The organism is Caballeronia cordobensis, assembly GCF_001544575.2.
Classification (GTDB): Bacteria; Pseudomonadota; Gammaproteobacteria; order Burkholderiales; family Burkholderiaceae; genus Caballeronia; species Caballeronia cordobensis.
The window spans coordinates 358,411-379,126 of the sequence record NZ_FCNY02000002.1 but is presented as its reverse complement, the minus strand read 5'-3'; the positions used below and the strand labels follow the sequence as shown (position 1 = coordinate 379,126).

Annotated in this window: 31 protein-coding genes; 2 read left to right on the top strand and 29 right to left on the bottom strand. The window is 63.3% G+C overall.

Annotated elements, in window-relative coordinates; all coding sequences use genetic code 11:
- Positions 1-54: 54 nt before the first annotated feature.
- Positions 55-258 carry a hypothetical protein gene (locus AWB70_RS05355; RefSeq protein WP_053567941.1) on the top strand — a complete coding sequence of 68 codons (204 nt, stop codon included), beginning with the start codon at positions 55-57 and terminating at the stop codon, positions 256-258.
- Between the two features lie 7 nt (positions 259-265).
- Here the strand turns inward: AWB70_RS05355 and AWB70_RS05350 are convergent, their stop codons facing one another.
- From AWB70_RS05350 to AWB70_RS39510, 27 genes are all read right to left on the bottom strand, one after another.
- Positions 266-610: a hypothetical protein gene (locus tag AWB70_RS05350; RefSeq protein WP_143281619.1), complete on the bottom strand. Its 345-nt coding sequence runs from the start codon at positions 608-610 to the stop codon at positions 266-268.
- A gap of 71 nt (positions 611-681) precedes the next feature.
- Positions 682-1,149: a tail fiber assembly protein gene (locus AWB70_RS05345; protein WP_235024145.1), complete on the bottom strand. Its 468-nt coding sequence runs from the start codon at positions 1,147-1,149 to the stop codon at positions 682-684.
- Between the two features lie 3 nt (positions 1,150-1,152).
- A complete protein-coding gene (locus tag AWB70_RS05340) occupies positions 1,153-2,037 on the bottom strand; it encodes a glycine-rich domain-containing protein (RefSeq protein ID WP_053567939.1) in 885 nt (294 codons plus the stop codon).
- Positions 2,037-2,630 carry a YmfQ family protein gene (locus AWB70_RS05335; RefSeq protein ID WP_053567938.1) on the bottom strand — a complete coding sequence of 198 codons (594 nt, stop codon included), beginning with the start codon at positions 2,628-2,630 and terminating at the stop codon, positions 2,037-2,039. The genes AWB70_RS05340 and AWB70_RS05335 overlap by 1 nt, the downstream gene beginning before the upstream one ends.
- The gene (locus AWB70_RS05330) at positions 2,621-3,673 is read right to left on the bottom strand and encodes a baseplate J/gp47 family protein (protein ID WP_053567937.1); all 1,053 of its coding nucleotides are present in this window, start codon (positions 3,671-3,673) and stop codon (positions 2,621-2,623) included. Before AWB70_RS05330 ends, AWB70_RS05335 begins: the two co-directional genes overlap by 10 nt.
- Positions 3,666-4,106, bottom strand: coding sequence for a phage GP46 family protein (locus AWB70_RS05325; protein ID WP_082378041.1), 441 nt, complete (start codon positions 4,104-4,106; stop codon positions 3,666-3,668). Before AWB70_RS05325 ends, AWB70_RS05330 begins: the two co-directional genes overlap by 8 nt.
- Before the next feature lie 54 nt (positions 4,107-4,160).
- Positions 4,161-4,655 carry a phage baseplate assembly protein V gene (locus AWB70_RS05320; RefSeq protein ID WP_053567936.1) on the bottom strand — a complete coding sequence of 165 codons (495 nt, stop codon included), beginning with the start codon at positions 4,653-4,655 and terminating at the stop codon, positions 4,161-4,163.
- A gap of 23 nt (positions 4,656-4,678) precedes the next feature.
- Complete coding sequence (locus AWB70_RS05315) at positions 4,679-5,842, bottom strand: phage baseplate assembly protein (protein WP_063786673.1); 1,164 nt, start codon at positions 5,840-5,842, stop codon at positions 4,679-4,681.
- On the bottom strand, positions 5,839-7,071 hold the full coding sequence (locus tag AWB70_RS05310) for a DNA circularization protein (protein WP_053567935.1): 1,233 nt from the start codon (positions 7,069-7,071) through the stop codon (positions 5,839-5,841). Before AWB70_RS05310 ends, AWB70_RS05315 begins: the two co-directional genes overlap by 4 nt.
- Before the next feature lie 3 nt (positions 7,072-7,074).
- On the bottom strand, positions 7,075-8,751 hold the full coding sequence (locus AWB70_RS05305) for a phage tail tape measure protein (RefSeq protein ID WP_053567934.1): 1,677 nt from the start codon (positions 8,749-8,751) through the stop codon (positions 7,075-7,077).
- Positions 8,744-8,938, bottom strand: coding sequence for a hypothetical protein (locus AWB70_RS05300; RefSeq protein ID WP_053567933.1), 195 nt, complete (start codon positions 8,936-8,938; stop codon positions 8,744-8,746). The genes AWB70_RS05305 and AWB70_RS05300 overlap by 8 nt, the downstream gene beginning before the upstream one ends.
- Before the next feature lie 10 nt (positions 8,939-8,948).
- Positions 8,949-9,242: a phage tail assembly protein gene (locus tag AWB70_RS05295; protein WP_053567932.1), complete on the bottom strand. Its 294-nt coding sequence runs from the start codon at positions 9,240-9,242 to the stop codon at positions 8,949-8,951.
- Positions 9,239-9,598 (bottom strand): phage tail tube protein, encoded by a 360-nt coding sequence (locus AWB70_RS05290; RefSeq protein ID WP_053567931.1) that lies wholly within the window; start codon positions 9,596-9,598, stop codon positions 9,239-9,241. The genes AWB70_RS05295 and AWB70_RS05290 overlap by 4 nt, the downstream gene beginning before the upstream one ends.
- A 10-nt stretch (positions 9,599-9,608) precedes the next feature.
- Positions 9,609-11,093, bottom strand: coding sequence for a phage tail sheath subtilisin-like domain-containing protein (locus AWB70_RS05285; RefSeq protein ID WP_053567930.1), 1,485 nt, complete (start codon positions 11,091-11,093; stop codon positions 9,609-9,611).
- Complete coding sequence (locus AWB70_RS05280; protein WP_053567929.1) at positions 11,093-11,275, bottom strand: DUF2635 domain-containing protein; 183 nt, start codon at positions 11,273-11,275, stop codon at positions 11,093-11,095. Before AWB70_RS05280 ends, AWB70_RS05285 begins: the two co-directional genes overlap by 1 nt.
- Before the next feature lie 9 nt (positions 11,276-11,284).
- Positions 11,285-11,905 carry a phage tail terminator protein gene (locus AWB70_RS05275; RefSeq protein WP_053567928.1) on the bottom strand — a complete coding sequence of 207 codons (621 nt, stop codon included), beginning with the start codon at positions 11,903-11,905 and terminating at the stop codon, positions 11,285-11,287.
- Positions 11,902-12,342 (bottom strand): hypothetical protein, encoded by a 441-nt coding sequence (locus AWB70_RS05270; RefSeq protein WP_053567927.1) that lies wholly within the window; start codon positions 12,340-12,342, stop codon positions 11,902-11,904. Before AWB70_RS05270 ends, AWB70_RS05275 begins: the two co-directional genes overlap by 4 nt.
- On the bottom strand, positions 12,339-12,680 hold the full coding sequence (locus AWB70_RS05265; protein WP_053567926.1) for a head-tail adaptor protein: 342 nt from the start codon (positions 12,678-12,680) through the stop codon (positions 12,339-12,341). Before AWB70_RS05265 ends, AWB70_RS05270 begins: the two co-directional genes overlap by 4 nt.
- A gap of 1 nt (position 12,681) precedes the next feature.
- Positions 12,682-13,014 carry a head-tail connector protein gene (locus AWB70_RS05260; RefSeq protein ID WP_053567925.1) on the bottom strand — a complete coding sequence of 111 codons (333 nt, stop codon included), beginning with the start codon at positions 13,012-13,014 and terminating at the stop codon, positions 12,682-12,684.
- Positions 13,011-13,232: a hypothetical protein gene (locus tag AWB70_RS05255; RefSeq protein WP_053567924.1), complete on the bottom strand. Its 222-nt coding sequence runs from the start codon at positions 13,230-13,232 to the stop codon at positions 13,011-13,013. Before AWB70_RS05255 ends, AWB70_RS05260 begins: the two co-directional genes overlap by 4 nt.
- A gap of 56 nt (positions 13,233-13,288) precedes the next feature.
- Positions 13,289-14,530, bottom strand: coding sequence for a phage major capsid protein (locus AWB70_RS05250; RefSeq protein ID WP_053567923.1), 1,242 nt, complete (start codon positions 14,528-14,530; stop codon positions 13,289-13,291).
- Between the two features lie 11 nt (positions 14,531-14,541).
- Positions 14,542-15,228 (bottom strand): HK97 family phage prohead protease, encoded by a 687-nt coding sequence (locus AWB70_RS05245; protein WP_053567922.1) that lies wholly within the window; start codon positions 15,226-15,228, stop codon positions 14,542-14,544.
- Positions 15,218-16,492: a phage portal protein gene (locus AWB70_RS05240; protein ID WP_053567921.1), complete on the bottom strand. Its 1,275-nt coding sequence runs from the start codon at positions 16,490-16,492 to the stop codon at positions 15,218-15,220. The genes AWB70_RS05245 and AWB70_RS05240 overlap by 11 nt, the downstream gene beginning before the upstream one ends.
- Positions 16,492-18,192 carry a terminase large subunit gene (locus AWB70_RS05235; RefSeq protein WP_053567920.1) on the bottom strand — a complete coding sequence of 567 codons (1,701 nt, stop codon included), beginning with the start codon at positions 18,190-18,192 and terminating at the stop codon, positions 16,492-16,494. Before AWB70_RS05235 ends, AWB70_RS05240 begins: the two co-directional genes overlap by 1 nt.
- Positions 18,189-18,569 carry a hypothetical protein gene (locus AWB70_RS05230; RefSeq protein WP_053567919.1) on the bottom strand — a complete coding sequence of 127 codons (381 nt, stop codon included), beginning with the start codon at positions 18,567-18,569 and terminating at the stop codon, positions 18,189-18,191. Before AWB70_RS05230 ends, AWB70_RS05235 begins: the two co-directional genes overlap by 4 nt.
- A 179-nt stretch (positions 18,570-18,748) precedes the next feature.
- A complete protein-coding gene (locus tag AWB70_RS05225; protein ID WP_053567918.1) occupies positions 18,749-19,102 on the bottom strand; it encodes an HNH endonuclease in 354 nt (117 codons plus the stop codon).
- Complete coding sequence (locus AWB70_RS39510; RefSeq protein ID WP_268760510.1) at positions 19,102-19,227, bottom strand: hypothetical protein; 126 nt, start codon at positions 19,225-19,227, stop codon at positions 19,102-19,104. The genes AWB70_RS05225 and AWB70_RS39510 overlap by 1 nt, the downstream gene beginning before the upstream one ends.
- A 300-nt stretch (positions 19,228-19,527) precedes the next feature.
- Here AWB70_RS39510 and AWB70_RS38665 point away from each other — a divergent pair, with 300 nt between their 5' ends.
- Positions 19,528-19,683 (top strand): hypothetical protein, encoded by a 156-nt coding sequence (locus AWB70_RS38665; RefSeq protein ID WP_159680168.1) that lies wholly within the window; start codon positions 19,528-19,530, stop codon positions 19,681-19,683.
- A gap of 32 nt (positions 19,684-19,715) precedes the next feature.
- Here the strand turns inward: AWB70_RS38665 and AWB70_RS05220 are convergent, their stop codons facing one another.
- Positions 19,716-20,201, bottom strand: coding sequence for a hypothetical protein (locus AWB70_RS05220; RefSeq protein WP_053567917.1), 486 nt, complete (start codon positions 20,199-20,201; stop codon positions 19,716-19,718).
- Positions 20,202-20,289: 88 nt separating this feature from the next.
- The gene (locus AWB70_RS05215) at positions 20,290-20,655 is read right to left on the bottom strand and encodes a phage protein NinX family protein (protein WP_053567916.1); all 366 of its coding nucleotides are present in this window, start codon (positions 20,653-20,655) and stop codon (positions 20,290-20,292) included.
- Positions 20,656-20,716 lie beyond the last annotated feature (61 nt).

Sequence of the window (20,716 nt, the reverse complement as noted above, 5' to 3'; positions counted from 1 at the left end):
CGGGTCGCAGCCAAATAAAAAGCCGCCCGAAGGCGGCCGAACGAGGACAGAAAAATGAAAAGAACCGAAAAGTTCGCGCTTGGAAGCGCTGCCGCTGGCGTGGTCGCCGGCATCGCCTTGCACCAATGGGCCGATTTCCTTCCGACGTGGTGTTCCGTCGTGCTCGGCGTCTTCGTTGCTGCCGGGCTTTACAAGGCGCTGATCGAGCAGGCCGCAAACGAAAGCATCGTCGACAGCAAGTCGATCAATCAGAAATAGATCCGGCCTACCGCGTCCACCCTCGCGTTTCAGGTCGAACGCCAGCGCGGTTGTAAAGCAACTGGTCCAGCTTCGAATTCGTGTCCTTGATGTCGGAGCCGATCGCCTTGAGCTGGTCTTTCACATCGCTGCGCAGTGCGGCCTGATCGCGTTCGATGGCTTGGAAGTGCACTTCCTGCTGTCGATCGCGCTCTTCGAGTAACAAGACGCGCTGAGAAACGTTGTTGTAGAGCCCAATGCAAAAACCTGTCGCAGAGACGGCCGCGAACATCACGGACAAGACCGTCGGGATATTGATCGTCCCGTCGAACCAGCTACGGCGTGTATCTGGAGGGTGCTGTGATACGGACATGCGGACTCCTATGCGCCGTGAGTGAAAATGAAAAGCCGCCCGGAGGCGGCTCTTGAACTCTCGCCTGGCGATCAGGCGGATGGCGCAATCGGCCACGCCGGACTTGCCTGCGTGAGATCGACGCGATTGACGGCGACGCGATATTGCTTCCACAGTTTGAGGAGCGCAGTTTCTGCAGGCGTCGCCTCATCGAGGTCGACAGCATCCTGAAGCGGATTGATAGCCTGCGTCGCCTGCTGAAGGAGCGCGTCACGTGTCGCCGTGTTCGCCGCAAGGATGTCAGCGGGTGAAGGCGACGGCGGAACGTATTCGGAGAAGTTGGTGCCGTCGTACACCATCCCTACAGTTGGCATCGGGTCGCGGCCCGTAATATCGACGAGCACAGCGACGAACTCAGGCGTGTAGCGATTCTCGATGGGAATGTAGTCGCCCGCCCTGTGAATGACTTCGCCGTTCTCGTCCATCACGTCTTCGGCGTATGACAAGGGTCCGATAATTTCAGCAACGCGCCCCTGATCGATGTGTGCGTAGGTTTGCATGATTTAGACCGCTCCGAATTCATAAATTATCACGCGCCCGTTAGCGCCCGCGCCGCCGGAGATCGACGCCTGGGACGCATTGGTGACGCAGCCCGAGCCTCCGGCGCCGGGTGCCGAGGCCGAATTGCCTGGCGCATTCCCAGCTTGCACGACGCCACCCCCGCCCCATGGACCGTCAGCGCCCGGCGACGCTCCAATTGCGGTAGTGCCAAGCCCGAGCGCAAAAGTTATCTGCGCGGGGTTCCCTGCCGTAAGCAGAATCGCCTGCCCGCCGCTTTGCGTTGCAAAGCCAGTCGCACCGTTACCCCCGCCCGTGAGCAAGGGAGGCGCGCTCGGACCTGCGCCAGACCCGACGCGCCCGCCGGGGCACGTGATCGCGGAACCCACTGAAGTCGTACCGCCGTTATTGCCGCCACCGTTGACAGGCGTCCCGCCAGGGCCGATCGTGATTGTCGTTCCGCTCGCAACAGGCGTTGCGAAATAGACTTCGGCATAGGCACCCGATCCACCCGGACCGCCCACCGCGCATTGGCTCGCGCCCGTGACTGGCGTTCCCGCGCCGCTGGCGCCGCCGCCGACCGCCAGAATGAGTTGCGCCTTGCAACCCGGTGTCTGCGTGTACGTGCCCGTTGACGTGAAAATTTGAATGTTCAACAAACGACCGGGAGTCACACCCCTGATAGCCTTCAGGAGCTGCGTTCGGTCCGCTGCGCTCAGAGTCTGGCCGGACGTCTCGACCACGTTCGCGATCTCTTCCTGAACGTGGTCGAACCAGACGTCCTCGAGATCGGTCGCGGCGATACCGCTGACCGCATTACCGTTCGTGAAGCCGTCTTTGCCGGCGCCGAACTTGTCGACGACACGCGTTGCTGTGGAAATTCGGCGCATCAGGCCTCTCCGTAATCGATGTAAAGAACTGTGTGTGCTGGTGCGTACTTCGCGAGAATGCAGGCGAGGCCCGGATCACCGAAGCGCGTGAGCGGCTCATTGGCGCGGCTGTTCGCCTTGAACCGCACCGACGTTGACGCCGATGGAACGGCAATTCGCCAGGCATACCGCCACCCGCCCTGATTCAATGGCGCGTTGCATTTACTGTTTGCCTTGAACGGCTTGTATTCGGTGATCGTGGCGTCTGGATAACCGAGCGCGGCAACGAAGTCGATGAAGAACTGCCGTGACTGCCCGCCCTCGAACGCGATCTTTTGCAACAAGCGCCCGCGCCGCTCTGCGATCGTCACCGCGTCCGGATAGCATTCGTCGGGAAGTCCGTAGTTCCGCTCCCAGTCAGCGAGTAGTTCGATCGCGGTGCGCGGATCGGCCTCTTCGATCAGCGCGTCGATGCGTTCTTCGATCCGCTCGAATTCCTGCGCCCACGCATCGAGCAAGCGCGTCACGAACGCATCCGGCTCGCGCGGCCACGCGGGGCCGTATGGCGTCAGGTTTTGGCAAAGCTCCAGGTAGTCGGCAGCCGTCAAGCCCATGTAATGCTCCCGAATACCGGCATCTGCCCCGTCGTGTACACCTGATTTGTCGTAGGCGACACGACCACGTTGTCTGTCTCGCCGGCCGCCGTGCTAACCGCTTCCCGAATGTGGCTGATGAGCAGCGTGACGCCCGGCGCGGCCTCGCGCAGGAGCAGGTCGCGCAACTCTGCCTCGACTGCGGCTTTAACGGCCGCTGTTGCGGGCGTGAGTTGAATCGTGAAATTGAGCGGAACGGCAACCGGCGCGACGACGTACACATCGGCAGTAACCGGTCGGCGACTCGGGTCGTCGATGTAGTTCTGCACCGCCAGAACCTCGGCGGCATCGGGGATGATCGACGCGTCGTTGTCTCGGACGAATCGCACCGTCACCGTGCCAGCACCCATCTCCTTCGGGTACACCCATGCGCGCGTGACGCCGGGCACCTCAAGCGCCCACCGCTCGTAATCGGATTTCGAACCGCCCGCCGGAGGCTGTTGAATGCGCGCGATGAATCGGCTGCGAAGGCTGGTGACGGACTCGATGTCCGATCCGTTTGTGAGAGCGCCGGAATCGACCGTGACGACCGACTGCACACCCGCGATCGGATTCAGAAGCGTGAGGGTGGTCGTAGCGACGGTGTTGCCGGCCGCACCGGCCTCAACGGCTTCGACCGGGACGGAAGTCGCGCTCGCGCCGAGCGTCGTGTCCGCCGTGACCGTGAACTCTTCGCCGTCCGCGCGCTTCATCAGCGTGTCGACGGGGATGAGCGTGCCGACCGCGCCTGTCACCAACACATTCCCGCTTGCCGCCGCGGCCGCCTTCTGCTCGACGCCCCAGATCGATGCCCATCGGATCAAGATCTCGTCGTCGGCAGTGTCATAGATGACTTGCCGCGCGATCCAGTCGAGATAGCCGTGGATCTCATGCGAGGCACCGGCCAGCACGCGCGAGAGCACCTCGGCGTCGGATCGGCGCAGTAATTCGTCCTGGCTCAATCGCGTGAGCAGGTCGCCGCGCGTGCGCGCGACAATATCGGTGAGCGCCGGGCGGTTAAACATTGTTGATCAGACTCCAGACGTTAGAAAACCGCAGCGTCGTTGCTGCAGCGTCCACTCGATAAATCGTTACGGTCAGACCTAACCCGTCGTTTCTGATGCGCTCGGCGGCCACCGTGACGCGCGTCGCGACGCCGTCGTCGATCAGGTGCGCGAGCGCTTCCTTCGCGTATTGCTCGGCGCGATTCAGCGTGCTTTGCGTCAGCTTCTCGCGCGCGAGCAGCCAGAGGCGCGACCCGATCTGGTCGTTCTCGACGTCCGAGACGTTGTCGCCCCACCAGCCCCACTTCGTGTCGTCGATGGGGTCGTCGGGCTCCGCGCGGCGCCACGTGAAGAGCGACATGATCACCGCGCGCACGAGCGGGTTCGTCTCGGCGAGCAGCGAAGATTCGACGCCGTCGATGTAGAGCGGCACGTCCTGCGCGTAACTAGGCATGAGCGCCCCAAAAAAAAGCCGCCGAAGGCGGCCGACTCTCAATCGTTGCGACGGTCAGTCCAGAGACAGCCCGCCGTTCTTGTGACCCAAGAAGGACTTCCCTCCGATGGTCGCGTCGCCGGTGATGTTGACGTTCCCGGTTATCGTCATGCCATCGGCTCCGCTGATACCTTCCGTTGCTTGAAGCGCGCCGATCACCTTCACGTTTCCGGTGATGGTGATGCCGTCGGCGCCGAGCACGATCGACTGTCCCTTGTCGTCGTGCAGCGCGACGTCGCCGTCTCCCAGCCCCGTGAGCCTGTATCGACGATCTGCGACAACGACCGTGATGCCGTGCGACCGATCACCGTCGAGGAACACGGCGACCGCTTCCGCGCCCGCGCGCGGCCGACTCGTGAAGCCGTATGGCTCGAAGTGCTCGACGTTATCCGCCGTCTCGTCCGCGAGCAGGTTCAACTGCAGCGATTGCATCTTCGTCGATGCGTTGGCGAGCGCGACCGTCCCGCGCGCGAGCATGTTCTGAATGCGCCGCGTGATAGGCCCAGCCATCTTTGCGAATGCTCGGGAATCCATTAGCGTTTCACGTCAGACCAGCCGCTCTTCGACTTCACGGCTGCATTGTTGACCTTGGGCGCCTTGCTGTCGGCGGGCACGACGTCCTTCCAATCGCCCCCCTCGCCGGTGCCCTTCTTCTTGCCGGCCTTCTTCGCCGGGCTGTTGACGTAGCCATCCTTCGGCCCGACCTGCAGGCGACAGACCATGCCCTGATCGCTCAGCGAATACGTCACCTCGGCGATGACGAACTCATCGTCGAAACCGATCACCGGGTCGACCACGCGCACGAATTGGTTGTGCAGCCACAGCGAGCCATCGGATTGCCGCCAGCCCGCGACCGTGTACGTCGTTTCCAGCGCCTTCGCCTTACGATGCGCCTGCTCGTATCGCACGCGCTGCGCCGCGGTGCCGCCGTCACACTGCCCGCTCGATTTCTTCACGAGGACGCGGTGACGCTTCAGCACGCTCGTGTCGGTCAGATCCGCGAACTCGCTCGCGACCGTCTCACCGAAGTCGTCATCCGTGCCGGAGCGCTGCCCCTTGCAGACGTATTCGGTATAGACGTCCTTGTAGTCGAGCGGCGCATCCGCCGACATGATGTTTTCGCCGAGCTTCAGCGCGGTCTTCGCCGTGCCGGCCGTGCCGACGTCGATGAAAACGAGTTGCCCGAGCGCGTCGTCGGTCGCAAGCAACTGCCGAAGCTTCAGCATGCGGTCGATCGACTCGAACACGCTCTCGCCCTGGTCGATCGCGTGCGCGAGCGCCGCGCCCGTGTCCATCTGCGTGACGACCTTGATGCCGTACACGCCTGCGAGATCGGCCGCGATGCGCTCGACCTTCGCGCCCGCCCAACTGCCCGGCTTATTGACCGCCGAGCAATCCACCAGATCAGACGTCTTGCTGCGGCCTTTCACGCCGACCGTGAGGCTCTGCCCGTCGTATCGGATCGGCGTCGCGTCGACGTACCCCGTCAGCACGCGATCCTCGCCGATGAACACTTCGCACTCGTCGCCCGGGCGGATACGCCGCGGGACGTCCGTCTGCCCGGGCCACTTATCGGTGACGCTGAGCTCGAACTCGCGCACCTGTCGCTCGATGCCGGCCGTGATCTCTACCGACTTCCAGCCGCCGTATTCCTTGCCGTTCACCAACAAGCGCACGGCGTTCTTGTCATCGGTCATACCGACAGCACCCTGATCGGTTCGGCTGGCACGAAGCCGGGCCGGCGAATCTTGTTGAGGTCCACGATCTCGCCCTCGCGCGCGACGTCCTCGAACTGGTCGTATGCCGTCACCAGGGCAGGCGTGATCGAGCGCGGCGTGATCGTCTTCAGCCGCGCGCTTTGCGAGAGACGCCCGGTCACATCAGCGTGGACCGCGGCGCGCGCGTCCTGCAGCGCGACGTAGACCGGGTCCGAGACGATCAGGCTCTCGTTATCGAGCGCAGCCGTCACGTTGTCGCGGATCTTCACCGCGTCGTCATAGATCGGCAGATCCATCGTCGTCGTCATGCCGACGGCCTGCACGAGCGCCGCTTGTCCGAACAGATGATTGATTGCCGCCGCGTTCGTCGCGGCCTGCGCGCGGCTCGGGCTGATGCCGGGCGTCTTCGCAACCGCATCCGCAATCGTGGCTCGATTCGCGAATGTCGCGCTCAGGCTCGTGAGCGCCGACACCACGTCGCCGTTGCGTGCGCTCGCCCCGCCGCCGCCAAACATCGACGCGACGCTCTCAACGACCGACTCGCCGCGCTTGTACATGCCGAAGATCGTGTCGGCCATCGCCACGGCATCAGGAATCAGCGTCGTTGCGCGCTGCTTCAAAAAATCCAGCGGGTTCGACATGATCGATTTCACCGTCGATTCGGCGTTGTCGATCAGATCGAGCGCGTCATTGAACGTCTTCACGCCGTCGTCGAACACCGACGACGCCTTGCCGTTCACGTCGAATTTCTCGACGTAGTCGAAAGATCCAGCCTCCTGCAGCCTGTCGGCCGCCTCCAGCGACTTCGCGCCGAGCGAATTGCCCGCGCTCGGGAACGCCAGTTCGCCCGCCTCGACGAACGAAAGCTGCACCGTGCACATGCCGCCGTTCGCGATGCTGTGCGAGACGCGCGCGGGGTCTTTCAGCGAAACCTTCAGCTCGCCATACCACGGATGCACGAGCGTGCCCGGGCCGGCCGTCTCCAGCGCTTCGAGCAGCTTGTCGCGCGCGTCGAGGTAGTCGGCGCCGATGAGGAATGCCGTTACATTCAACTCGCGCGTGGCGCGTCCGAGATCCTCCGCGTACGGCTTGTCGCGCTGCGGATACTCGTGCACCTGCGTGCGCCGCCCGAAGCTGCCATCGTCGGATTCAACCTCGAACGGCACGCCCCGGAACGTCGCCGGCTGCAGTTTGTCTTTCCACGCCATAGATCAGAACGCCAGTTGACTGCGGTATCCCACATCGGGGTTGATCGACAAGCCCGGCTGATTGCTGCTGCCCGGATCGACGCGCGTGCCCGGGGGCGCATCCTGAAACCGCACGACGAGTTCGCCGTTCAGCTTCGTCTGTCCGCCTGCACCAGCCAGCGCGCCCGCGAGCGGACCGCGCGACAGCGGCACGGGCGAAGACTGGAGCGCCGCAGGTTGCTGCAGCACGTTCGCGCCCGCGCGAGCCGGCGACGGTGCCGGACCAGTGAAGAATCCGCCGATCGCACCGAGCACGGACCGACCCGCGTCGAGAATCGGATCGACGAAGCCCTTCACACGGTCCCAGAGGCCCGAGAAGTACGTAACGATCGGCTCCCAGTTCTTGATGATCAGCCCGAGCGGCGTGAAGTTCAGGAAGTACGCCTTCACGAACTCGAATCCGGCCGTAAAGATCGCCTTCACCCCATCCCACAGCGCCGTGAAGAACGGGCCAACCGTCTCCCAGTTGCGATAGATCAGATACGCGGCGCCCGCGATCAATGCGACGGCAATGCCGATCGGGTTTGTCAGAAACGCGCGGCTCAACAGGAACAGCGCCCGCACGGCGATGAGCACGCCCTTCGCGAAGAACGGGAAGATGTACGTGCCGATCCGCAGGAATACTGCCGCGAGTTGCACCGCCGACGACACCGGGCCGATGAGCATGATCGTTCCGAGCCCGTACAGCACGTTGCGCAACCCGCCGACCGCCGACACGAACGAATCGATGCCGTCGATCACGCGAATGATGCCCGTCCCGAGCGCCTCGAAGCCGCCGGACTCGACCCAGCCTTGAAACGCCTTCGCGACGCGCTCGATGTAGCCGCCGATCTTCTGCTGCAGCAGTTCCTTGTTCGCGCCGATCCATTCGGAAACCGCCTTCACGGCAGCCATCACCGATGGTGCCGCGACCGCGAACGCTGCGGCGATCTGCACTTTGATCTGCCGCGAGATCAGCCCGAAGCTGTCGCCGAGGTCGTCGAGCTTGCCCGTCGCCTCGTCCGACAGCACCGCACCGAGCCGCTTGGCATCGTTCTGTGCATCAATCAGCGCCTTGCCGCCGCCCTTCAGCGTGGCGATCATCTTCGCGCCGGCCTTGCCGAACAGTTCCATCGCGATGCGCGTGCGCACGGCGGGGTTCTCATTCTTCTCAAAGGCGTCGGCCAACTGCGGCAGGACCGATTCGACGCTGCGAATCTGACCTTTCGCGTCGCGCAGCGGAATGCGCAGCTTCGTCAGCAGATGAAGCAGACTGTCGTCTTTGCCCGCGCCCGCCTCGGCGAGTCCCTTGTTCAGCTTCGTGACGGACTCTATGAAGTCCTCACTCGACACACCGCTCGCCTCGAAGACCGTCTGCAGCGACTGAAGCGGCCCGATCGCAACGCCTGTCTTGTCCGACGCGTCTTGCAGCGCGCCGGCGTATTCGAGCGCGCCCTGCGCCGCGTGCAGCGCGGCAAACCCGACCGCGCCGAAACTGATCGCGGCGGGCAGGCCGATGCTGCCGAGCAGCCCGCGGCTTGCGCCGCCGAGATCGCGAAACGTCTTGTGCGTGGCATTAATGCCCGTGCGCACTTTCTGAAGCGTCGGCGAGATCTTGTCGACCGCGCTCAGAATCGCTTTCAGTTGGAAGGAATCAGCCATCCTCGGGCCTCTGTTGTTCGGCGATGCGCAGCGCGTTTCGCTCGTAGCGATTGAAGTCGGTGAGCGAGAGCGCCATCACCTCGGCGGGGCTGATCTTCCAGAAATACGCCAGGTCGAAGACGCGCTGTTCGAACGCTTCGGCCTGGCTCGCGGCCAGTGCCTCCGCCGCCAGTTCGTCTTCGTCCACGGCCCCTCGCTTACGCGCCTGCGCCTGCCGCGTCCTGACCGAAGAAGCCCATCACGATTGCCTGCAGCGCGGAGAGATCCGAAATCGCCAACTGTTCGACCGACGACATCGGAATCTTCGCGAGACGCACGACGTAGCGCGCGACGACCTTCGGGCGAAGCTCGACCCCCTGACCGTCGTCGCTCTGCACGACGAGGTAGGGATAGCCGAGTTCCATCACGTCTTTCGCGGTCGGCTCGCGCAGGTCCAACTCCTGCGCTTCTTCGCCATGCGCCGAGATCGGCTTGCTGAGTGTGACGATCATTGCCAGATTCCCTTCGTGCCTTCGAATTCGAGGTCGACTTCACCGTCCTCGCCCTTTGCCGTCGGCTCGCCGACGAGGTACGCGCCCGAGAGCGTGTGCACCTTGCCGTTGGCGAATTCCGACGTGATGGTCATGTCGGTGCCGTTGATCAACGTGTCGATCGGGAAATCCGGCATGAAGATCGCCGTCACCTTCACGGACGGCACGCGGTTCGTCTCCTTGAAGCCGACCGCGCCCTTCGTGCTCGACACCGTCTCGCGCACGACCTCGCCGATGGTCGCTTCGAGGCTGCCCTTCACTTCGAGCTGCTCGCCGTCGACCTTCACGAAGCACATCCCTGCTACGCGCTTACCCATGTGCTACTCCTTAATACTGAAGGCGGAACTGCGCCAGGACGGCGAAGATACGCAACTGATTGACGAGATCCGGCGGGAACAGCACGTCGAGCCGGTTCGGGTTATCCGCGTTGCGCTCGACGATGAGGTTGTCGGCGAATGCTTTGGCGTTCTCGACAAGGCCTTCGTCTTCCATGTCCGCGTATTCCGCTGCAAGCTCGCCGCGGATCACGCTCGGCGTGACGATCGCCGCACCAGCGCCGAAGCGCGTGCCGTCGTTGGCCAGCTTGTGACGCGGATACTTCGTCGTGATGCGGCTGCGCAACCGGCGGATAATCGCCGCGAGTTGGTGCAACGTCTCGCTGTCGAGGTACGACGCGTCGGCCTGACCCCAGAGATTCTTCTGGTAGGTCGTGATCGCGCGCTCGACGCGCACGACGCCGCCCGACACGTAGCTCGTCGCGATGCCCGAGTTGAGCAGCGTTTGACGCTCCGTCTGGATGTAGCGGTTGCTTGCCGGTGCCGCGGTAATGCCGGTCAGTTCGCCGGTCTGCGTGGGACGCGCCGGATCGGCGGCAATGAACACCGCATTGCGCGCGCCATACGCGGCCGCGTATTCCCAGACCGGGTTCGGCACGAGCGTCTCGAAGCCGGCAACGGTAACGTGTTGATCGTTGCGCGCGGCGCCCGCGGCTTGCACAGCCGAGAAAGTGCCGCGCAGAGCCGAGTAGACGTGGCCATAGATCTGGCGATTCCATGCCCAGCGGCCCGTCGTGTCATTCATCGTCGTGCGCATCAGATCCAGCGTCGTGGTATCCGCATACGGCTCGATGATGAAGTCGTATTCGTCGTCGCCCATCGCCGCGACAGCCGCAGCCAGCGACGGCACAGCCGATCCGCCGCTCATCGCGTTGACGGTGGCGGTGATACCGGCTGGGGTGTATTCGCCGCCAGCCGCGCCCTTCTGATTCATCTGCAGCAGCAGATCATTGCCGAGCGCGCCCTTGTTCCGCGCGGTCAGCGTGACCGTGCCAGTCGAAGCCGCAGCCGTCACGGGCAGATCCGTGTTCGCGTTGATTGCCGCCGCCAGAGCGGTCGCCACCGTGGCAGCCGTGTCGCTTGCGGCCACACCGACCTGCACGCGGTCAGCGCCGATGTACGCGTTGAGCGTGCCGCCAGCCGTCGCCGTGCCGGTGAGCGCGAACGAACCGGTCGCCGAAGCGCCTGCACCCGGATCGTCGAGTGCGATGCACCAGACTTCGCCCGACGCATCGCCTTCGCGATACTTCGCGTGCATGCGCGCGAGCATCGAACCGACGCCGAAGAGCGTCTTCGCCTGATCGCTGCGGGAGACGAGCTGCGGCACGTTTGCCGTCGCGGTTCCGGCCGCCAATTTCTGGCCGATCAGCAGAGTACGAACAGACTGCGCGAAGTAGCCCGCCTGGCTGTTGTCGACTTCGGCGTAGAAGAGGGGAACCCTTTCATTGGCCGGAACGTTTTGGAATGGCACGGTCATTATTTGGTCCCTTTCTTCACGGGTTGCGATTCGCCGTCATCGGCGATTACTTCGGTCACGTCGCCGTCGTTGAGGCGACGCAGCCAGTAGACGTTCGGCTCGACCTCTCGGCCTTCTTCGGGCAAATAGCCCCCCTTCTCCGGGTCGGGCACTTGCCGACCGGATACCGGTTTGATACGCATGGGTTGCTCCTATGTTTGCGGGAGGTCGATCGTTGCGCCAGTTTCGGCGCGGCCATCCGGCCCGGGAGATCCGCCCTCATAGGCGTTCGGGTCGTCTGGGAAATCCTGTTTCGGGTGATTCGGGTCGGCCGGGTCGATCGCGTCGACGCGCACGTTCAGCCCTTCGAGCGACGGCAACTCGTTGTCACGCACCCACTTCCACGTGTCCTCGTACGAGATGTCGTACTGCGCCTTGAATTCGAACTGGTAATAGAGACGCGCACGGTCCATCTGCAGCAGCGACCCGCCGTCGTATTCGATCTGGTCGTAGTCTTCGCCCGGCTCCCAACCGACCAGCGTCTGGAAGAGGATCTTGCGGATGTCATGAACGCTCGTGATCGCGCTCTGGCCGCGCTCGTCGGCCGCGTTGCTCAGCACGACGACGACAGCGAACGAATCCTCGACCGTCTGCCGATAGCTGTTGCTGCTCTGTTGCTGATCCGGGTTCTCGTCGAGCGGCACGACATACGCCGACGGCACCAGCATGTTCGCGGCTTCCGGCAGAATCTTGAATTGCGCCGCGCCCGCGACGCGCTGCGCGAAGATCGGCGCGCGCGCACGGATGTGTTCGATGACTGCTTCGAGGTTCATCGCGGAATCAGCGCATCTTGAAGCGCTGCCTTGATCGTGGATTGCGACACTTCGCGCCGACGATCCAGCGCTTCGGTCATGTAGTTCGCGCGTGGATCGATGCGCCACGCACTGCCCTCGTCCCCGCCCTTGCGCCGCACGCCATACCAGAGGAATGCGGGGTAGAAATCACCGCCCATCTCAGGCGTCTTCTGCGGCGCGATTCGCACGAGGAAGCCGGAACGGCTCACCTTCGATTTAATGCTGCGCCAAAGCGTGCCCGTGTCGCGGCCGGGATACTCGCCGGGCGCTGACACCGCGCGCCGCGCGACGAGGCGCCGCGCTTCCTTCTGGATGTCGCGCCCGCGCGCCCGCATCACCTTGCGGATCTTCTTCTTGTCGAAGTCGATCCGCGTGTGCCCCGTCCATCCGACGTGAACTTCGACGCCGTCGCTCATATCGCCCCCAGCAGTTCGGCGTCGATCGCGACGAACACCGCGTCGCCGTCGAGCGGCAGAGTGCGCTTTACGCGATAGCGCAGCCCGCCGTGCTCGACGACATGCTCGCCCGTGATCGACGCTTCGGTGACGCGCGCCGAGCGGCGCACGATGAAACGGTCGGTCACGGCGCTGTTCACCTGCATGGACCCGAAGAAGATGCCGCTGCTCACCGGCGCGCGCTTCGCCCAGACGTCGAAGCCCGCATCGAACGTCTGCTCGATGCCGAATCCGGCATCCGGAATGTCCTGCCAGCGGCGAATCTTCACGAGCTTGTTCAGTTCGCCGGCTGTCGGCATATCAGACTCCCATGTTCACGCGGTACGGCTGCAGCATAGAGCGCGAGCCGCGCGGCATTTCCATCGCCTGGCCGGTCACGACGTCCTCGCGCATCGCGTAGAGACGGCCGAAGATCAGCAGGATTGCGGCGACGATCGGCGGCTCGATAACCATCGGATCATCGCCCGCGGTTCCGTCGAGCACTGCCTGCGCCATTTCCTCGTTGGTCGAGTAGAAGCGCCGGTTCGTGAATTCTTCGGCTTCGCCGATCGCCGCAGCGAGGTATGTATCGATCAGCGGATCATCGGCGTCGACGCGCGCGTGTGCGATAGCAAGTGCCCGGTCGAGGATCATTTCGAAGCCTTGTTCGCCGGCTCGGCGCGCTTCTTGTTCTCGGCAACCGGCGCCGCCTTGGCTTCCGATGCTTCCGCCTTCTTCGTCGACTTCACCTCTTCGGCGAGGCCGTTACGAATCAGGTCTTTCGCGCGCTCGTCCGAGACGGTGCGCGTTTCGCCAGCATGAACCCAGCCGGCGCCGTGTTCCTGATGCGTCTTCAAGATCTTGATTTCCATGATTCATGCGGGCGACTTGCGCCGCCCGCCTCCGTCTATCAGATCACCATCCCGACTTACGGCGTCGGGTCTGCGAGGTCGCCGTAGACCAACGATTCCGGACGGTACACCGCGAGCGCGAGGCGCTCTTCCGCACGGATCGTGACCATGTTCTTCGTGAAGTTGTCGGCGTCTTCGGTCGAAACCTCGACGTTCGCGTCTTCGCGATCGAACACTTCGGCGGCCATGTTGAACGCGCCGATGAGGAACTTGCCCGCGGCGATCGCGTTCGTGTCGATCACCGGCAGCTTCCACATGCGCTGCTGGCCGCCGTCCTGCACGTTCACCCAGATGTACTGGCCGGTCGTGTCCTTCTGCAGCTCCATGTCGGCCCAGTCGTTCGGGTTCAACACGATGCCGCTCGGGCGGTATTCGGCGATGCGCGACTGGAGGATCGCGCGACGGATGATGTCGATCGGCGTGTCGCCCGACTTACGCAGCGTTTCGTTGAACGCCGTCGCCTGCGGAATCAAACCGAGCAGGTTCTGGCCCGTGCCGTCGCCAGCGAGGATCTGGTTTTCCTCGACGTACTGCAGACCGTAACGCAGGCGGCCGTCGATGTAGCTTTGCAGCAGCGGGATGTCCGCGAGAACCTGCTTCGACGCGCGCACCCAGTGGGCCAGCGTCTTGACGGTCGTCGTCACGAGGTCGAACGACAGGTCCGACTGCGGCTTCGCGCCACCTTCGGCCACCATCGCGGCCATGTTCTGGAAGCCGGTTTCCTTCACATACTCGATCGCGTTCGAGGACGTGCGGCCCTGCAGCAGCAGGTCGCGGATCGTCATCTGGCGCAGTTGCGGCGTGATGATGCCGGCCTGACGATCCGGGCGGATCGCGTCGCCGACACCGCCCGTGCCGGTCGTCGCGCTCGTGATGCTGGTCACGGCCTTCAGCGCCATGCGCGCGATGCCGCGCCCCTTCGCTGCGAGCGTCTTGAAGTCGTCGCAGTCGGTGAATTGCGCACCGATCGACTTCGCGTCGAGATCCACGCTGCCCGCGCCGCGACGAGCCAGCTTCTGTTCGAGGTCGGTGAGACGCGTCTGCATCTCGATGCCGTCGCTCGACAGCTTTTCGAGTGCGGACTTCGTGTCGGCGGCGATCTTGCCGGTGGACTTGATTTCTTCCGTGGCCTTTTCGCAGAACGACTTCATCTCGTTGTCGCGCTTCGCGAGCGCTTCGACGATCTGCTTGATCTCGTTCTTGTCGTCCGCGTTGTCGATCGCGCCCTTGCGCTGGATCATGCGTTCGATATGGTTCATGCTGTCTTCCCTTAGTTAAAGGATGGGAGTGAGAAATTGCCGATGCTCTTTACGAGCTCCGAAACGTCGCCTTTGCCCTCGGACTCACTCCGATCAAGCAGGTGTTTCAGTCCGCGATTGGCGATCACCGCGGCCTGCGACTTCGAGAAGCCTGCCTCACGCAGGATCCCCTCGAAATCCGAAAGAGATGGAAGCTCGCCGTGCGCGATGCGCGACTTCACGGCGTCGATGCGCGCCTCGTCGTTGGCCGGCACGGTCACAATGGAGACTTCGACCAGGTCGACCGCGCGCAGCGTGCGCACGCCCGTCTTCTCGTCGTAGCTCGAATCGCGCACGTAGTAGCCGATCGACAGACCGGTGATCGCGCGCGACTTCATGCCGCGGAACGCGATCTTTGCGTACGGCGCCTCGTCGAGCCACAGCGCGCCGTCGCCCTTCAGGCCGACGCCGTCCTCGGCGAGCGACTGCCAGTCGCCGATCGGCTCGCCGGTGCGGTGCTGCCAGAGCACCGGCAGCGCGCGCTCGTTGGCCTTCAGTTCGGCCAGGCTGTCGGCGAACGCGCCGGGCGCGACGATCTCGTTGTAGCTGTCGACGACACCGAAGACCGAGCCGTAGCCAGAAAAAAGGCCGTCTTCTTTGACGGCCTTCGTGTCCCACTGGAATGCTCGCGTCTTGAACGCGGCGCTCTTACGATTCATGTTTCACTCCCTCAATGCCGAGCCAGCTTTTCAGCGCGTCGCGCGCGGCCGTGCTATCGCCCTGCGCGCCGAGTTGATCGATCGGCAGAAGATTGGATTGCACCGTCAGCGAATCACCACCGTCGACCGGCGGCCGATTCTCCAACTCGCGGATCTCGTTGCGCGTCATCCAGCCGTTCTGTGCCGCCGACGAATACAGCGCTGCGCGCCCGGCCGAATCGGCACGCATCAGGCCTTCGAGGCTGAATTCCGAGTAGTACTTCAGGCGGTCGACGGGCGAAAGCAGGCTTTTCGAGACGCACTGCTCGATGCGCGTGAGATACGGACGAAGCGCGAACGTCAGGAAGCCCTGCATCTGCTGCTCGAGCCCCGTGCCCCAGCTCGTCGATTTCTCGCTGTGGCCGACCATGAACGGCGGCACGCGAAACCAGCGGCATATTTCTTCGATGTTGAACGCGCGCGTTTCGAGCATCTGCGCGTCATCGGGATTGATGCTGAGGCCCTGGTATTCCATGCCAGCTTCGAGCACCAGCAGCTTGCCGGTATTCGCCGTGCCGGCGAGCTGTTCGGCGAGGCCCGCGCGGATCGACTCACGCTGGTCTGGCTTCAGGATCTGGTTCACCTTCAGCGCGCCACCCGCCCGCATGCCGTTCGCGAACACGCGCCCGCTCGCCTCGTCCGCGGCCATCGCCGATGACAGGCTGTTGCGCGCGTATGCGATCGGCGACAGGCCGATGAGGCCATCGACGCCGAAGCCTTTCAGATGTGCGATCTCTTCCTCGGTGTATTCCTTGTATCCGTGACGCGGGTCCGAATACGCGTAGACAAGGAAGCCGTCCCTGTCGATCTTCACGACCATGCGATCGGGCCGCAGCAGCTCGAGCGACACGACGCGCTTGCCGACGTACGTCTTCAGCCAGTACGAATTGCCCCAGAGGCAGAGGTGCGAGACGACCGCTTCCCAGAACTCGACGGCCGTCATATTGGCGTTCGGCGCATCGTGCAGCAGCGCGTACAGCCAGTGGTCGCGGGCGACATCGCGCCCGCCGCTTCCGTTTCGTTGATACGTGATGAGCGGCAGCGTCGAGATCGTTTCCGAAATCAGACGGATGCACGCCCACACCGTGGCGACTTGGAGTGCCGTGTGCGTGTTGACCGGCTTGCCGGCGTACGTGTCGGTTCCCGCAAACCGCCGCCAGACGGCGACGTCGGTAAGTCCGAACGACTTCCCGATCCACGCCCGGGCTTTTTGCGCAAGGTTCATTAGACAATCACCGGGTTGGAGATGAAATCGCTAAGGTCCGGTCCTTCTTCGTTCAGCATTGCACGCCCGACCGCCATGATTAGCGCGACGGGGCCGTCAATCTTCTGCTCTGCCCGTTCCTTGTTCGGATAGATGTTGTCCTTCACGTCGATCTTCGCGACGACGTTGCTGATCATCCACGTCATAGCCGGACAGTTGCCGTGCGCCAGCTTTCGCTCGAGAACCAGCTTCTCGACTTCCTTCATCGGCTCCGACATGTTGCGCACGGTCTGTCCGACTTCGACCATCGTGATGCCCTCGGCGAGCATCTCCTGCGCGAATTGCGCAGCCTGGAACGGGTCGTATGGAACCTGCACGGCATCGAAGCGCGTCGCGAAGGTCCGGAGGTCCTCCTTGATCGCCTCGAAGTCGATGACCTCGCCGTCGGTCAGCGTCATGACGCCATCGAGATGCCACGACTGATAGAGCTGCGCATTGTTGTCCGCCTGCTCGAGCACGCGCGACTCCGGCGCGTAATAGCGGCCGTGCACATGCCAGAGCGGATCGTCGGACGTCGGCGGGAACACGGCGACGAGCGCCGCGATGTCCACCTTGCTGGCGAGGTCGAGCGCGATGTAGCACTTGCGCCCTTCGAGCTCGGCGAGCGATTTGCGCGGCGGGCACGCGGCCCACTTCAGCATGTTCATCCAGCCGTTCTTCGCGCCGACCCACTCGTTCAAGTGCTTCGTGCGAAACGTCGCTTGCTTGCTCGCCGACTGCATCGCGTCGCGTTGCCGCGCGCGGAGGAAGTCGCCGTCGATCGAGATGTCGAAATTCGGATTGGCCTTCTTCAGCGCTGATTCGCTCGACCAGTCGTCGCCCTCATCGATCGTGTAGATGATCGCCCAGAGCTCCGGATTGTCGACGGTGCCTTCGAGCACCTTCTGGCAGTCGCGGTCGAGCTGATAGCACGGGCCGCCGATGTTCGAACCGGCCGTCGTGATGACCAGCATGACGGGCTGATCGCGCGCGCCCATACCGGTTTCCATCGTGTCGAACAGGCTGCTGTCCGGATGCTCGTGATACTCGTCGACGATCGCGCACGATGGGCTCGAACCGTCGCCCGGCTTCCCGATTACCGGCTCGAAGCGGCTGCCGTCGGCGAGCCGCACCATATTGGACGCGTTCACCTCGACAGCGAAGGCGTCCTTCAACTCGGGCGTGCGGTCGACCATCAGCTTCGCGGGGCGGAAGACTTCCCACGCCTGCTTTTCAGTGGTCGCGCCGCTATACACCTCGGCGCCGAACTCGCCGTCAGCCGTGAACATGTACAGACCGATGCCGCCGGCGATGATCGACTTGCCGTTCTTCCGCGGGACGCGGAAATAGATGGTGCGATAGCGCCGCCGGCCGTCCTTCTTGCGGACCCAGCCGAACGGGATGCCGATACCGAACTTCTGCCACGGCTCAAGCTGCACCGTGCTGCGTTTCGCGGCCCATTTGCCCTTCGTATGAGGCAAAAGCTGCAGATATTTGATGATTCGTTCGGCCTTTGCGGGCTCGAAACGGTACGGAAAGTCGCGCCGCCGCTGCTTTTTCAGGTCGTCGAGATGCCGTTTGCAGGCCAGTTTGACCCACTTGCAGGCGACGATTTTGCCCTTTACGACGTCCCGAGCGTACTGTTCCGCGGCTTCGACGTGCGGAAACGCGGGCTTTTTCATAGGTTATCGAACGGGTTTGCCGCCTTTTTCTTGCCACCACCGCCCACTTTCGCGCGGTCGGACGGCGAGAGGCCCATCTTTCCGAGCATCGCTTCGAGGCGCGCGAGACGCGCGGCCGGGAAGTCGAGCCAGTTGCTGCGCTGCTCGGCGAGCAGGCGCGATGCGAGCTCCAAGATGAAACGATCGGAGTTGCGCAGCACGTCGACCGGCGCGTTCGCGACGATCTCGTCCCACGCCGCAGCCTCGTCGGCGTTGAAGTAGCCAGGCGCTTCGCCGATCGGCCCGGTCGTCTCGGCATCTTCACGAGCGCGGTCCGGATTCTTGTCGAACGCGCCGCGCAGCGCCAATACGTTGGTCGGAGTGCGCGGGCGAGCCATTGCGAACGAGTCTCAAAAACGCTCCGGCGGGCGATTGTTGCGCCAAACGCCAAAACATGAATTTTGTGGAAATGAAAAAATGGCTAGGCGAGCGGTCAGAAGGCCTAGGGCGCTGCACTTTTTGCCCGCCCCTCCCCACCGACGCGCCGACAGCGCGTAATGTTTACAACGACACGCGGTCAGCCGAGCCGCTCGCGCGCCGTCTTCAGCTTGTGGCAGGGCTCGCAGATCGACTGCAGGTTGCCCTCGTCATCCGTGCCGCCTGCTGCCTTGCTGCGGATGTGGTCGACCTGCTTGGCCTCAGTGACGCGGCCCTTGCGCATGCACACCTGACACAGATAGTGATCGCGCTTCAGGATCCGTTCGCGCAGTCGCTGCCATGCGGCGCCATAGCCGCGCGCAGTCGTGCTGCCCTTGCGATCCTCTCGACGCTTCCAGTTCGACGCCTTGTCCGCATGCGCATCGCAATAGCCAGTAGCGACGAGCGCCCTGCAGCCAGGCTGCTTGCACGGGCGCATAGAGCGCGCTGGCATCAGTCGTCGCCTCGTGCAAACAGATCGGACGTGTCGTCGAGCGCACGCGCGAACACGAACGCCGCGCGCGCCCACATGTTCAGCCAGATGCTGAAGCCCTCGAACACATCGTCGACGTCGAACATGGCGGACCAATTAGGTTGAGAGCAGAACCGCAGCTTCCGAGGAATGGGGATTCGCACAGGCGAGCGGAACGGGTTGCGCTCTCAGATTGACGTCGCCCGGATGTGTTCTCCGGCGCCGGCCGCCGGGTGACGGCGTCAATCTGAAAGCGCTAATGAGTCTGTGGGGTTGAAAAGCGAGACGACGAGCAATAGCATGGTTTCTCCCTACCCAAGGAGGAAACTATGTCTAACGGTGGTCCGGCTTTTCCCGTCACGGATGTCGTTGTCAACAATCAGGCCCAACCGTCGAGCAACGGTGGCATGACGCTGCGTGATTACCTCGCGGCGGCGGCGCTTCCCGCAGTGATCGCAGCCGCTGCCGCACAACGCGCGTCGCCAAGCGCTGTCCCATATCACGACATGCTCGCGCAGTCGGCCTATCTCTTCGCTGATGCAATGATCAAGGCACGAGGCTAAAAGCAAAAAGCCCGCTCAGTGGCGGGCTTCTATCAGTGCACCAACTCGGCTTCATCTTGTGGCACCGATCCCTCCCTGCGGGGATCGATAAGCTCACGCCGAAGCGGAATTGGTAATCTGAGCAGCATTCTAGCGAAACTCTCAGGGTTTACAAGCGATTTCTTCAACGAAGCTTCCGCTTCGGCACGAATCAGATCCCACGGCCGGCCGCGCAGATTGACCCCGTGCGCCTTGCGCATGCGGGTGATCACCTGCACGTCGCTCATGCCCCAGATGTAGTGATACTTGAGGATGAACTTGTGCACCGGGTGCTGCATCGACGACCACGCGCGCTCGACGAGCCATGCATCGAGCTCGTCCTTCGACAGCGCCACCGCGCCGCCTTCATATTTCGATTCCGAATCCCTGATTGAGACATACCAGCGCGCCCACTGCGCGCAAACGCCTGCCTGAAACTTCGGCAGACGCACCACGCGAGCCCAATTGTCGAGCCGCTCCCCGAAAGTTTCGAACGTCATCCTATTGTCCCCATTCCATATTTAGGACCACTACATTCTACTTCATTCGTCTAAGCTAAACAATTGTTTCTTAAGATGTTTCTCCCGTTTACGCTTCTGCGAGTTCATCATGAACCTCATAGCCGAAGGCTTCTGCCACCCGCAGACGACAGATCGCGACCTTCGGCGACTCGTCGACCATGATCCCGTGAAAGTCTGGGTTCATCTGGGCCTCGGCGAGCCATTCGAGTTTGCCGTCCTCGCCCACGCGCGGATACGTCACGTAGCACTGACGCTCGGCTATGGGCGCGGCAATGTGCCAGTTGTCGGACGGCTGATACTGGATATAGCCGACGTACTGCACGTCGACTTGGCACCAATCCATGCCGCAGGCGTGCTTCACCTGCGCGTCGAGGCCTTCGGCGCGCGCAGTCCAGTAGTCGAGCTGCGCGCCGGAGAGTTCAGCGACGTTCATTGCATCCACCGCGTCTGAGAATAGGCCGCCAGGCCAATGCCGCACGTGACGACCCAGACGA